This is a genomic window from Pseudomonadota bacterium (assembly GCA_018817425.1).
GTDB lineage: Bacteria > Desulfobacterota > Desulfobacteria > Desulfobacterales > RPRI01 > RPRI01.
Genome location: JAHITX010000079.1, coordinates 50,126 through 64,231 on the forward strand (window position 1 = coordinate 50,126; position 14,106 = coordinate 64,231).

9 protein-coding genes are annotated in these 14,106 nt (G+C 40.4%); all 9 read right to left on the reverse strand.

All coding sequences use genetic code 11. The features are described 5' to 3' along the window. Window positions 1–245: 245 nt before the first annotated feature. Window positions 246–3,485 carry a type I restriction endonuclease subunit R gene (locus tag KKC46_13360; protein ID MBU1054795.1) on the reverse strand — a complete coding sequence of 1,080 codons (3,240 nt, stop codon included), beginning with the start codon at window positions 3,483–3,485 and terminating at the stop codon, window positions 246–248. Window positions 3,486–3,508: 23 nt separating this feature from the next. Next, entirely contained in the window at window positions 3,509–5,926 is a 2,418-nt protein-coding gene (locus tag KKC46_13365; GenBank protein MBU1054796.1) for a S8 family peptidase, read from the reverse strand. Further along, a complete protein-coding gene (locus KKC46_13370) occupies window positions 5,926–6,936 on the reverse strand; it encodes an ATP-binding protein (GenBank protein ID MBU1054797.1) in 1,011 nt (336 codons plus the stop codon). The genes KKC46_13365 and KKC46_13370 overlap by 1 nt, the downstream gene beginning before the upstream one ends. Window positions 6,937–6,985: 49 nt before the next feature. After that, complete coding sequence (locus tag KKC46_13375; protein MBU1054798.1) at window positions 6,986–7,630, reverse strand: abortive infection family protein; 645 nt, start codon at window positions 7,628–7,630, stop codon at window positions 6,986–6,988. A gap of 12 nt (window positions 7,631–7,642) precedes the next feature. Beyond that, window positions 7,643–8,791, reverse strand: coding sequence for a restriction endonuclease subunit S (locus tag KKC46_13380; GenBank protein MBU1054799.1), 1,149 nt, complete (start codon window positions 8,789–8,791; stop codon window positions 7,643–7,645). A 209-nt stretch (window positions 8,792–9,000) separates the two neighbouring features. Further along, window positions 9,001–10,131 carry a Fic family protein gene (locus tag KKC46_13385; GenBank protein ID MBU1054800.1) on the reverse strand — a complete coding sequence of 377 codons (1,131 nt, stop codon included), beginning with the start codon at window positions 10,129–10,131 and terminating at the stop codon, window positions 9,001–9,003. 84 nt (window positions 10,132–10,215) lie between these two features. Next, entirely contained in the window at window positions 10,216–11,769 is a 1,554-nt protein-coding gene (locus KKC46_13390; protein MBU1054801.1) for a type I restriction-modification system subunit M, read from the reverse strand. A gap of 449 nt (window positions 11,770–12,218) precedes the next feature. Next, window positions 12,219–12,752 (reverse strand): hypothetical protein, encoded by a 534-nt coding sequence (locus KKC46_13395; protein ID MBU1054802.1) that lies wholly within the window; start codon window positions 12,750–12,752, stop codon window positions 12,219–12,221. After that, window positions 12,752–13,771 carry a Fic family protein gene (locus KKC46_13400; protein MBU1054803.1) on the reverse strand — a complete coding sequence of 340 codons (1,020 nt, stop codon included), beginning with the start codon at window positions 13,769–13,771 and terminating at the stop codon, window positions 12,752–12,754. The genes KKC46_13395 and KKC46_13400 overlap by 1 nt, the downstream gene beginning before the upstream one ends. Between the last annotated feature and the right edge of the window lie 335 nt (window positions 13,772–14,106).

The window sequence follows — 14,106 nt, forward strand, 5'->3', positions numbered from 1 at the left end:
AAAAAGCTGGGTTAAGAAAACTATGAATTTTCAGTTAACTTTATCAGAGATTAATCTATAAGAAAAAGCTAATCGAAGTTGCCCTGCCGCTGCATGCCATAAACAAGGCAAGTACAAGAGCAAAATCCTGCATGATATTCTTCTTATCAAAGGTTTGAGAGAAACTGTGATATGTATTAGGTATCTCAAGTGGAGTAACAAATCGGAACTTTATGACCTCAATTTCTCAATCTGTTACAATAAAATCATTCACCTTGCATAATTTCTTCCGCAATCATTTCAGCCTGCTTTAAAACCGTCTCAGTTGCAAGTTTCTGCATGTCCGGCGGATAGCCATACTGTCGCAGGGTTCTTTTAACTATGACTTTAAGTTTTGCCTTAACACTTTCCTTGATAGTCCAATCAATTGAAGCATTCTGCCTCACTTTTTCAAAAAGCACTACGGCAAGTTCCCTTAATTTGTCTTTTCCCATTACCTCAAGGGCACTTTTATTATTGGCGATAGCAGTATAGAAGGCATACTCGAAATCAGAAAGCCCCATTTCTTTAGGTTCTTTATCCTTTTCTTGAATGTCTTTGCCTAAAGCGATAAGTTCTTCAATGACTTCAGCAGCGGTAATAATTTTGTTGTGATATCTTTTTATGGAATTTTCCAGCATTTCCATTAAAGATTTGCCCTGAATCAGGTTCTTTTTAATTCTTGCTTTTATCTCGTCATTTAATAGTTTCTTCAGGACTTCCAGAGCAATGTTCTTATGCTCCATATTCTTGACTTCCAGAAGAAATTCTTCAGAAAGAATGGAAATATCCGGCTTTTTAATCCCGGCTGCATCAAAAACATCAATTACCTTTTCACTCACCAAGGCTTTATCAATAACTTGTCTTATTGCTGTTTCAATGTCTTCATCTGTCCTGCCTGTGCCGGTACTATCGAATTTAGCCAGGCGCGCTTTGACTGCCTGAAAAAATGCAACCTCCTCTTTTACATCCATTGCCTGTTCATGGGGAATGGCAATAGCGAATCCCTGGGATAATGCGATAACCTCATTGATATATCTTTTCTTCCCGTTTTCCAGGCCAAGTATATGTTCTTCCGCCGCCAGAATTAACGAAAGCTTTGTCCTCGTATCCGACTCAAAATAATTCTCATAAGAAAAGCCATAAAACATCTGTGAAACGATCTCCAGTTTCTCCAGCATCATCTGTACCGCTTTTTCCTGAGTAATGGCCGGGTCACCCTTGCCTCCACTGTCCGAGTAAAAAGACAATGCCTTCTTCAAATCCGAAGCAATGCCAAGATAATCCACCACTAACCCGCCGGGTTTGTCCTTATAAACCCTGTTTACACGGGCGATGGCCTGCATAAGGTTATGGCCTTTCATGGGTTTGTCAATGTAAAGCGTATGCATGGACGGTACATCAAAACCGGTAAGCCACATATCACGCACAATAACCAGCCTGAGATTATCTTCCGGGTCTTTCATCCGGTCTGCCAACACCCTCCGCTGTTCTTTTGTCGTATGATGTTTAGCTATTTTAGGGCCGTCGGAGGATGCTGATGTCATGACCACTTTTATAGCGCCTTTTTTCAGATCGTCACTATGCCAAGCAGGCCTTATGTCGATTATTTGCTTATATAAATCGGCTGCAATACGGCGGGACATGGCAACAACCATTGCCTTGCCTTCAGGAAATATTTCCTGCCGCTGTTCAAAATGATCAATAATATCCTGTGCAATCTGTTTTATCCGGTTTTCACTGCCTACAAGCGCTTCCAGTTGCGTCCATTTTGCCTTCGCTTTTTGCGTATCGGTAAGGTCTTCCTGGTCAAGCTCAGTATCAAGTTCGGCAACAAGCTTTTTGCCTTCTTCGCTCAGATTTATTTTAGCCAGTCTGCTTTCATAATATATTTTGACCGTTGCACCGTCTTCTACTGCCTGTAAAATATCATAAACATCAACATAATTTCCAAAAACTGCCGGGGTGTTTACATCATCGCTTTCAATAGGCGTTCCGGTGAAACCAAGATAGGTTGCTTGGGGCAGGGCATCCCGCAAATACTTTGCAAACCCGTACACTACCTTTTTACCGATAACATTTCCGTTCTTGTCCTTGTCATCTATTGTTTTGGCCTTAAAGCCGTACTGTGTCCTATGGGCTTCATCAGCAATGACAATGATATTTTCCCGTTCAGATAGTGTTTCGTAAACATTGCCTTCCTCAGGCTGAAATTTCTGAATGGTAGTAAAAATCACTCCGCCGGAGGTAACCTTAAGTACCTTTTTCAAATGCCCCCGGTCTTCAGCCTGAACCGGCTCCTGCCGGAGTAGTTGCTTTGATGCGGCAAAGGTATCAAACAGTTGGTCGTCCAGATCGTTTCTGTCGGTAATAACTACGACCGTTGGATTATCCATGACAAGAACAATTTTACCGGTATAAAAAACCATAGACAGTGATTTGCCGCTTCCCTGTGTGTGCCAGACCACCCCGCCTTTTCTGTCGTTCACGGGTTGAGAGCCCACTCCCACAAGTCCATAACTTGCGGGTGATTCCTTTATCTCAAGCCTGTCCGATATTTCTTTTTTGGTTCTATGGTAACCGGATGCCCGAAGAGTTGATTCCACAGCCCTGTTGACAGCATAATACTGGTGATACGAAGCAAGCTTCTTCACAGTTTGAATGGCGATAATCCCGGTTTCTCTATCTTCTTTTTTGGTTTTTTCAAAAACAATGAAATGGCGGATAAGATCCAGCAGCGTTTTCTTATCAAGCATTCCCTTGATCAGGGTTTCCAACTGGCCTATTAATGGTGAGGCTTCAACCTTTCCATCAGCTGTCTTCCAGGACATAAAACGAGTGAATCCTGCGGAAACAGAACCGGCTTTGGCTTCCAGACCATCGGAAATAACCATAATGCCGTTATATGTAAATAGGCTGGGGATTGCCTGTTTGTATGTTTGGAACTGCCTGAAGGCCGATTTGACCGTTGCGTTTTCATCAGCAGGGTTTTTTAGTTCGATAACAACAAGTGGCAAGCCGTTTACAAACAGAACCACATCAGGACGTTTGTTGACATTGTTTTCAATTACCGTGAACTGGTTAGCTACAAGAAAATCATTGTTTTCCGGATTTTCGAAATCAACAAGCCAGACAAGATCACCCCGACTGTGGCCGCCTTTTCTAATGGTTACATTGATGCCCTCAGTCAGCAGTCGATGGAAAGCTTCATTATTTGCTATAAGTTCGGGGGAATGAATCCGTTGGATCTGCTTGATAGCATCTTCTCTGATATCTGCCGGTATTGATGGGTTGATTCTGCCGATGGCTGTCCGAAGCCGCTCCAAAAGCAGTACTTCTTCAAAGGATTCACGTTCCGGGGTTTCGCTGTCAGGGGCGATAGACGGAGCGTAGATATATTGATAGCCGGATTTTTCCAGCAGTTCGATGGCGAATTTTTCGATTTCAGATTCGGTAATTTTATTCATAATGATAAATACCTCGTTATGTACTAAACCCGAACCCTTGTTTGAATATTTGTCCTTATTTCATTATAAAGTGCTATTTCCTTCTCATGTTCAAATACTACAGAAATACAGTAGTCCTGCATCCTGTTCTCATCAGTAATCCATTTATTAAAATTAAGCAGGACTAGTGAAATTGGAGTTGCAGGAATACTCTTGGGTTGTCGCTTGTATTCCTTCCATGCTTTTTGATGGCAACCGGCCTTTCTTGTGTTTCCGCCAGGGAAGAAATCGATTTCAAATTTTTTTAATGCTTCCGGTACCCCAAGTTCCTCTGCTTGTTCAGTGAGTATGCCGTATTTTTCCATTAATATTTGAGGATTGATCGAATGGAAAAGATGAAATTCCATTCGGTTCCCCAGATAGCTGTCTCCACGAGTAAGGCGGGTTTCAGGATTGAAGGTAAGGGCAACCATTATTTTCTTTTTTCCTTCTTCGGAAAAGAAGATATCGGGAAGCTGGAGGGAATAAATCTTCATCTGATTTAATCCGATTTGTCCTTCATCCCAGAGAACCACCCTGTTGCTAAATGAAAACATAGCTCTTTCAAAGCTACTCAACCCATAACCGCAAATAGATAGATGAGCTGCTTCAGCAGTTTTTTTATTAGCAGTTTGATAAAAGTTTTTACTTGGACTGTAAGGATAATCCGCACCAATAAGTAGCATATTTTTAATGAAATTACCTGACCTTTGTGGAAAATTATTTATAATCTTCCCAGCAAGATGAGCCACTTTAGGAGCTGAAAAACTGGTCCAGCAATCATATTGAATAATGTCTTCGGTTGTTCGATTATTTAATAGAGCAATTTTTCCACCTCTATCCTCGTCAATTCTTCCATGGTTATCAAATAAGATGAGATTGCCGCCATATTCGACAAGTTCAGGTTTTATCATGCCATTAATACCAAATCCTGTTCTTGTGAAAGGTGAAGGCTGATCTTCACTCGCAACAGCCGTTTTTATCTGTTCAGCGCCATATCGTTCTTGCTCGATCCGCGCCTCTCCCGCTATTGAGCCTACTGTCAAAGCAAGTGATGATGTAGCTGGATTTATAATGTTGAAATCGGGATTTTCTGTTAAATAAACAGGATAGTTTGAGGTAATCTCTTCGATGGTGGAATAGATATCCGAGGGTCTCTGATTGCCGGCTGAAACAACAAAAACGACATTTGGAAATTGAAAAGCCAGTTCATCAATTAAAGCGGCAAGCGGTAATTGCCTGTCATAATTTTTATGCCAGACTTCATTGCTATTTCCAAGTGAAATATTGACCACTCTTATGTGATATTCCGCATTAGATAAAAAACTCTCGACAGCATCTTTTAATTGATGCTCAACAAGTTTCTCCGGATCATATATTGCTGAAACCGTACCTCTCATTTCGTTTCTTTCCGCATACATTACTTTGGCGGAAAAAATCCAGTTGGATGGTGTAAAGTTGTTTATATCAAGACAATTTTCAACATCACCATATGCGGCACAACCCGCCACAGCAGTGCCATGTCCGACGGTGTCTTGAATTTGGGGTTCTCCCGTTTGAAAATTTTCTTCCCCGCCGATGCATTTTTCAAGCATCGGGTGATTTGAGATAATGCCGGAATCAATAATCAAAATACCATGTGCAGCCTCATCAGGTTCATGAAATTCTATGTTGGAGATATCCGGTCGCGTATATTCAAATGGGTTGAATCGGAGAACAGAAGGCCGATCAGCTCTGGATATTTCCTTGAGATCTATGATTTCATCAAATATAGCCGCTGATAGTTTAGCCCTCACAAGTACAAATGTTTTTGATATTAGGGTGTCGGTAATACGGAATTGACTCAAGTCGGAATAAGTCTGTTTTAGTTCATTGATAAATCTTTCGTTTTTCTGTGGATCAGTCATCCGCCATAATTCTATGTCAATAAATTCCGGGGTTTCACCTAATGGCTTTTCACTTAACCCTTTTCCGATCTTTTTTCCCCTGGGGATATCCTGGAAGGAATCAATAGCATTAAAAAAATCATATTTAAGTCCCTCCTCACTGCCATATGTTGCAAGATTGGACTTGAATTGGCTCAACGTATCGTCATCGCTGAAAACAACCCAATACCCCTTCCTGTTTTCAGCAACCGAAAGTACGTGGATTCCCATGGATAAAAGTATTTTCTCAAAAGCATCAGGTGATACGCTCTGATTTATTTCAATTTCATAGATTAAGGATGGGCTAATTCTGCCGGAAAATTTATTCTTTAACGCAGAAAATGATTGAACAATTTCTTCTGCTTTTTGTTTTGACTCTTGTGAGAAGGCTGCTTTTGTTCTCCCACCTGGAATATTATAACCACCACCTCCGCCCCTTTTCTGCCGTTCTAAATTGCCACTATAAATTGGAAGTTTCAAATGGTCATATTTTTCCATCAATTATCCCCCATTTGATTATTTTTCACCTTTTCTCTGCGGCTGAATTTATTGATTGCTTTTTCAATGTCGTTTTGTCCAAGACAATTTCTTGAATCAAGAATTGATAATTTCATAGCTTCTTCAGTAATCATCTTGATATCGGCAGGAGAAAGCCCCTGAGTCATATTGACTGCTTTTGGCAAATTAATATCAGGATCTTTTTTAATTGGTCTCAGATAGAGTTCAAATAATGCTTTCCTTATATTTTCATCGGGAAGTTCGTAGTAAATGACATCATCAAAACGCCGCCATATTGCCGGATCAAGCATGTATTGATGATTGGTTGCGGCCAGTATTATGCTGTCACCCTTGATATTATCGAGCATTTGAAGAAAGTTATTGACAACCCTCTTTATTTCTCCGTGTTCGTGCTTGTCGTCTCTGTTTTTACCAATGATGTCAAACTCATCAAAAAGAGTTATCCACGTTCCACTTTCAACAAAATCGAAAACCCTCCTTAGATTTGAAGCCGTTTCGCCAAGATACGATGAAATAATTGCGTCAAACCTGATATACACCAGTGGGATTTGCAGAACGGAACTGATTATACGTGCCGAAAAGGTTTTTCCCGTACCAGGCTTGCCGCAAAGAAGAATCTTCCTTTTATTCTGAAGATTATAGGTCGCGAAAATATCCGCGTCTTTAAATTCCCTGATAATTTGCTCCAACTGTTGTTTTGTTTCCGGCGAGATTAACAGGCTGGCCATACTGATATCAAAATGTTGTATTTCGAGTAACGGAAAACCTTTTTCCGTATCCCTCGGAATTGGCTGCGTGTTCTTAAACCGTTTTTCTCTTTCCGAAGAACTGTTTGCAGCGTAAAGAGCCTTTTCCAGCTCTTTTGCTACCATAGTGTGCTTTTTCCTTTTTTCGTGTTCGATATATTCCCGTGCCGCCTGAATAAAAGCCTCGTTATCTTTATCGTTAAAGGATAAAAACAATTTTTTTATTAAATCAGAGGTGGTCATCAACATTCCTCCTTGAGTGCAAATTTAATTATTGCCCCTTTTGTTTTACTCATTCTACATCACCTGAAAAACTTTTGTTTTCAGCTACATAAGCCAGATAATCGACACTAAAGAGAACTTCACTTGCCGGAAAAGAATAATTACCCATTATAAATTCACCGTATAAATCATCCCAGAAGTCATTGAATGATTCATTATCGGTATAAAGTATTTCCGCTTCTACATGCTCTGTTGTTGCACGAGGGTTTTCATTTTCAAAGGCTCTAATTAAAAATGCAGCAACAATAACCGTTGTATCAATCAGAAATTCTTTCGTTAGTTCATCAACTTTATTGTTTCTTTCTTTTAACTCTTCCAAGGATTTACCGTGAGAGGTTGTGCCAATTTCATTTCTGAGATTTCCCATCTGCTGTCCGATGGTCGCCAGTGCTGTAGAAATCCGCATAACCAGATTATCGCTTGAATAGCCAATAGCGGTAAACGCTTTTTTCATCACGACGTTAATGCTCGTAACCTCCCCAAGCACAATACTTTTGGAATTACAAATTTCCTTGCCAATTGTTTCCAAAAGAGCTTTTGCATTTTCTACGGCATGACTGAAATCAGTATTTGTATGAGCTTCGATGCGGTCTGTGTAGGTGGTCAATTCCGACCACCTGCCGTATTGCCCGATTATTTTTTTCAGCCGTTCCATTATTATGCCGCCTTAACTTTCATAATATGCAACCCTTATTTCCCCACTCATCAGTCGGGGTAGTAGTGTGTCGAGGAGTTTTTTAAGGGTGAGAATTTGAGCTTGGTTTTTATTTATTTTTTTGAAAAATGAACCCATTTGTTTATTAAACGCTGTAACCAAATCTTCAGGAAATTTTGGAAAACCTAATGATTTTAAATTTCCTTGGTTGATTTTAGGTTGGACAGCACCTGTAACAATCTCATCAATATTTTTTTTCCTAAGATAATTCCAGAGAAAAAAATTACTATAAGGTGTTTTCGCTTTGATAACGTGGGTATGATTATTTACCCAAAACTTTCCAGTTGTATATTGTAAAATTGGATACCCCTCATTTGTCCTGACCGTTCCATCTTCGCCAAGTAGGATATACTCACCGTCAAAAATATAATCATTAATATAGTCCATAACGCTAGCAGCCCCATAGTAAGGAAATAATTGCCCATCTTTTTTCTTGTCTCTTTCCATTTTTGATAAAGGAATTCTTAAATGGTCAAATATTTCGATAACATCACCTAATACTCCCTCTTCCCAATCCTCTTTTGCTTCCTCCACAAACCACTGTCTGAAAAGGGTTTCAGCCATAGCTTCGAAGGTTTTGTTCTGGCGGTGGAGCAGGTCTATTTTGTCATCGAGGCTGGAAAGGACGGAGGCAATGGCTTTTTGTTCGGGAAGAGAGGGAATAGGGAAAAGAACGTTCTGGAATGTACCGAGGTTAATATTATCTTGCACAGAACCTTCGCCAACGTGCTTCAACTCCTTCTGAAAAAAAATGAGCGTATAATAAATAAAGTTTAAATCAGCTAATTGATCATTGGGAATAAACCCCAACACACTGTCAGGAAAACAAGCATCAAATGAAAGAATAGCAAGTTCTGCAATATTTGCAGCGATAGTAATACAAAGGGTACCTTTGGGCCACAGCTTGCTCTGCTCTAAACCTTCCTCATTATAAGTCTGTTCAAACTTAGTAATATATTTTCTAGCCTCTCGTATTTCACCTGTTTGAATGAAAGGATATCTTCCACCATAAAGGTGAAAGGCGTACCTTGGTCTATGCCTTGAACGACCTCTTTGTAGTAACCCTAACTCTTCTAATTTGTATTCCTGCCACTTACCCACTAACTTTTACCTTCTTTAAATTTTCAGCAAGCAAAGCTTTTAATTGCTTATAAAACCCAGCCTGTCTGCTATATATCTGTTTATCCATATACCCTCTTCATCCCCGAATAATCCGTCAATATCCACATCTGGTGGCTTAACCTGCCCTGTTTTTAATTATGGAAAATTCACCATAATTAAAAACAGGGGCTGTATATGTGCATTGGATCTTAAAACATCTTAACATATTCGTCGAAAGCAAAAACACGGTTGCGTTGATATCCAGTTATTTCTTTAAGAATTCCAATTGTTATAAATATCTTTACTATGTCGTTCGCAGCTTTAGGTGATAGGTTTGTCAAAGTCTGGACGTCTTTTATCGTAACCACCGGCTTAGAAAAGAGGGCATTCAGGAATGCCGAAGCCTGTTTTGTTCTTTTTCCAAGCGCAAGTATTTTCTCACTCTCAAGGGAAGCTTTCAAATCAGTAATTTTTTTAAGCGTAGTCATTGCGTTTTCTGCTGTTTGGATAACACCGGTCAGAAAGAACTTTATCCATTGACCAAGATCATTTTTTGTGCGGACAAAAGTCAAATTGTCATAATACTGTGTCTTATTCTTTTCAAAAAAATCTGAGAGATACAAAAGCGGTTTTTCAAGAATACCACTGCTGACAAGATATAAAGTAATGAGCAGCCTCCCGATTCTGCCATTACCATCCAAAAAGGGATGTATTGTTTCGAATTGATAATGGACAATAGCGATGCGGATAAGATGAGGAATTTTAATATCGGTATTATGAAGAAACAATTCCAGGTCGGACAACAATTCAGGTAATTCCGTATGAGCCGGAGGAATAAATACTGCATCAGATAGACTTGCCCCGCCAATCCAGTTTTGAGACTGCCTGAATTCACCTGGGCTTCTACGTTCACCTCTTCCACTTGAAAGAAGAATCTTATGGGTGTTTTTGATAAGTCGGTTTGATAAAGGCAGTGTCTTTAACTCTTCTATAGCTGTGTTCATAGCCAAAACATAATTGTTTACTTCCTTCCAATCATCCCGTTTTTCCGGTTTTATCTCTTTTTCTTCAATGAGAGCGTCTTCTAAGTTAGTTTGTGTTCCTTCTATTCGACTCGATAAAACCGCTTCTTTAAAAATATGCATCATGATGAACATATCAGTGTTAGGAACAAATCGGGAAAAGGAGTTTAATCCTCCGAGTTGTAACGAGGCTTTTTCGAGAAGCTCGTTAATTACTTCATCTGTCCAGAAAAAGGTATGGTTAATCTTTTCCGGTAAAAAATATTTGTATTGATAGCCTTTTCTTTGTATTCCTGACCTAAAATCTTTAATGTTCATTTTAGACTCCAAGGTAAAATAAAACATTTCTTATTTTACTTTAAGCCATTAAGATAAAATAAGAGAAAATTTACCATTACCTTTTCATGTTTTGATTTCTATCTTTTTCAAATTTTCTTTAATCAAAGCATTCAATCTTTCTTCTTCCTTCAACTGCTCCTCAAACTCGGCTTTGAGCCTGGCAAATCTCTCATTGAAATCAAAATCATCTTCATCATCGGCCAAACCTACATACCGGCCGGGTGTCAGCACATAATCCAGTTCTTTCACCCGTTCAATGGAAGTGGAATTGCAGAAGCCCTTTATATCCTCATAATCGCCGTTCGGATTGCGCCAGTTATGATATGTTCCGGTGATATTTTCGATATCTTCTTCCGAAAGTTCTCGTGTTCTGCGGTTGATCAGATGGCCCATATTCCGGGCATCGATAAATAGTATTTCATTGGTGCGGTTGCGGAACTTGCCGTTTGCCCTGTTGCGGCTCAAAAACCATAAACAGGCCGGAATCTGTGTGTTTAAGAACAACTTGGCGGGAAGATTAACTATACAGTCCACCAACCGATCTTCAATCAGTGCTTTGCGGATATCTCCTTCACCGGAAGTCTTGGATGTCAGAGAACCTTTTGCCAGAACAAAACCGGCCTGACCGCTTGGGCTCAGATGGTAGAAAAAGTGCAGTATCCATGCGTAGTTGGCATTTCCAGGAGGAGGAGTTCCGTAATTTTTCCATCTGCCGTCATTCTTGAGCAATTCACCGCTCCAGTCGCTGTCGTTAAAGGGCGGATTGGCAATCACATAGTCGGCCTTCAGGTCTTTATGGCAGTCATTTAAAAAAGATCCCTCATTGTTCCATTTTACCTGGGAGCTGTCGATGCCTCGGATTGCAAGATTCATCCTGGCCAGCCGCCATGTCGTGTGATTACTCTCCTGTCCGTAAATAGAGATATCACTAAATTTGCCCTGATGGTCGGCTATAAATTTTTCAGACTGCACAAACATGCCGCCGGAGCCGCAGCATGGATCAAAAACCCTACCCTTATAGGGCTCCAGCATTTCCACCAGCAATTCAACAACACTTCGCGGAGTATAAAACTGGCCTCCCTTTTTGCCTTCAGCCAGTGCGAATTCGCCGAGAAAGTATTCAAAAACATGGCCTAAGATATCGGCACTGCGAGCTTTGGCGGCACCCATGGCAATGTTGCCAACCAGGTCTATCAAACCGCCAAGATTGGTGGGATCAAGATTGCTCCTTGCAAATACTTTGGGTAACACATCCTTAAGAGAAGGGTTATCCTTTTCAATGGCATCCATAGCCTCGTCGACTACCTTGCCGATTTCAGGAAGTTTGGCTTTTGCCAGCAGATATGACCAGCGTGCTTTTTCAGGCACAAAGAAGACATTTTCCGCCTTGTATTCATCCTTATCTTCGGGGTCTGCCCCGGCATAATCGCCATCACCACTTTTCAGCTTGTTGTATAAATCTTCAAAAGCATCGGAGATATATCTAAGAAACATCAACCCTAAAACGATGTGTTTATATTCCGCCGCATCAATGTTTTTCCTGAGCTTATCCGCAGCTTTCCAGAGTTGTTTTTCTATAGGCTCTTCTTTGTTATTGTTTTTCTCGGCTTTTGCCATTTATTGCTCCGGTTCTTAATTCACACTTTATGGCTGTTAAGGAAGGCAAACGCTACCCTGTTTCCTGGCAATCTGTTTGTCTTGTAAGGTTAAGAAAAGTAATTATATATTCTAAATATCTCTGTATCCAGGAAGATATTCAGAAAGGATTATTAAATTATTTTGAAGATTTAATAGATATCAGAATAAATTTCAACAAAAATTATAATTAAAATAAGATTTATAAGAAAGCGTATTCGGTTTGTAAATCTACAACGAATTATCTTTACAGATATCAATAATCACAAACTATCAGCTGACCAGAAAACCTTTGATAAGTCTGTAATATTTCTATCACGATAAGGGTGATTATATAAAAAGCTATAATCAAAAATCTGTTTTCCAGCAAGATTGATAACAGTTGTTAAAATACTGCAATGATGGCAAGAGATTTTCAAAAGAAAATACTTCTATGGATAGGGTTCCGCCACATCTTTATCTTTGCACTCGATAACCACAAAAGGCAAACCGTTCACAAAAAGAACAATATCAGGAATGATAGCGCTGCGGCTTGCCCCCGGAGTGTCAATTCGGAACTGATTGACAGCTATAAAACTGTTTCTCTCAGGATGGTGAAAATCTATCAAACGCACCAACGGGCTTTGTTCGCCGGTCAGCTCGTTTACATTGGTTGTTGTGTTTTTGGTGAGCAGTTCAAAAATGGTTTTATTGGCTTCGAGCAAACCCACGCCGGGCTGGGTGGTCACTTCACGCAAAACATCATCAATCTGTTTTCCGGTAAGCCAGGAGCGGCCGTCATCGGTAAGATTGATGCGCTTGAGCGAATCGCAGAATTCTTTGGTAAGAATAGTTTCCTTGAAATGCTCACGCCTGCTTAATGCCGGGTTTTGAGGGATAAAGCCTGCGCCTTGGTCGATGACTTCCCAGCCGATTTGACGTAGTTTGTCGGGAAAAGGGCGTTCGACATTGGTGTATTCGGACATTATTTTTGCTCCTTGAGATAAGCGATCCCCTTGGAAGTAATTCTATATTTCTGGAACCTGCTGTTAGGCTTATCAGGTATAGTCATTTCAATAAAGCCTTGGGCTACTGCCGGTTGCTGATAAGCTTCGCGGAAATGTTTTTCATCTTTAAGCCCAAGTTTTTCCTGAATTTGTTTTCGCGTCATTTCCCCATCTATTATCGACAGTATCTTTTTGACTTCGGGGGTAACTTCAGGGGCGTCTTCGGGGGTTGATAAAGATTTAACTGCATCAAGTATCATCCTCAGCATAAAGGCAATAAACACAGAAGATTCCCCATCTGCTGTACTTTTGTTCAGCGCTGCATAATATTCGGACTGATGCTCGTAGATGATATTTTCGACAGGAACATAGGAAAACAAAGGTTTCCATCTTGAAAGAATCAATGTCTGCCAGAGCCTACCCATTCTGCCGTTGCCGTCATCAAAAGGATGAATAAGCTCAAACTCATAATGGAAAACCGAGCCGGCAATTAACGGGTGCTGATCGGTTGTCTTTATCCATTCAAAAAGGTCGCCCATTAAAAACGGTACACGGTCTGGCGGCGGCGCCAGATGGATAACTGTTTTCCCGGCCATTACACCCACTCCCCCGGTTCTGAATGTTCCGGGAAAATCAAGCAAACCGGTCATCAAAATGCGGTGAGCAGACAACAAATCATCTTTTGAATATGGCATCCATTTTTCAAAAACATCATAAGCTTTTATGGCATTATGCACTTCCTGAATCTCACGGGGCGTGGCAATCACCCTTTTGCCTTCCAGTATGGCAGTGATCTGCTCTTCAGTGAGAGTATTGCCTTCTATCGCCAGCGAGCCTTGAATTGTGCGGATACGGTTGATTCTTCGCAGCCGCAGATTATTCGTCACAGCATCAACAACCGATAGGCGACCTAATAATTCTGAAATTTCAGATATCAGCGTGACAATTGCTGAGGAAATGGTAAATGGTGGAATGTAGCCTGTTTTCTTTTTTGCCATTACATTGCCTCCGTTTTTACTTCTTCATACTTCACCCGGACCTTGCCCGTGAGAAGGTCGGACATCAGGGGTTTTTTGAGTTGTTGGTGTTTATAAAAAGATTTTTTCATCCGAAATTATACTATTTAATATTTTCATTCATTTAGAAATCAAAAATATAGGGATCTTCCAGGGTCTGTTTTGCAAGATCGGATTGAAGCTTTGGTAATGTTAAAATAAAATTGCTAATTTCCTGTTTGGCCAAACTCAAGGCGGGCGAAAATTTCAACCATAGGAATACATTGAGTATTTCGAGGATTGAAATATGAGCCCAACGCAGAGATCGGCCAAAATGG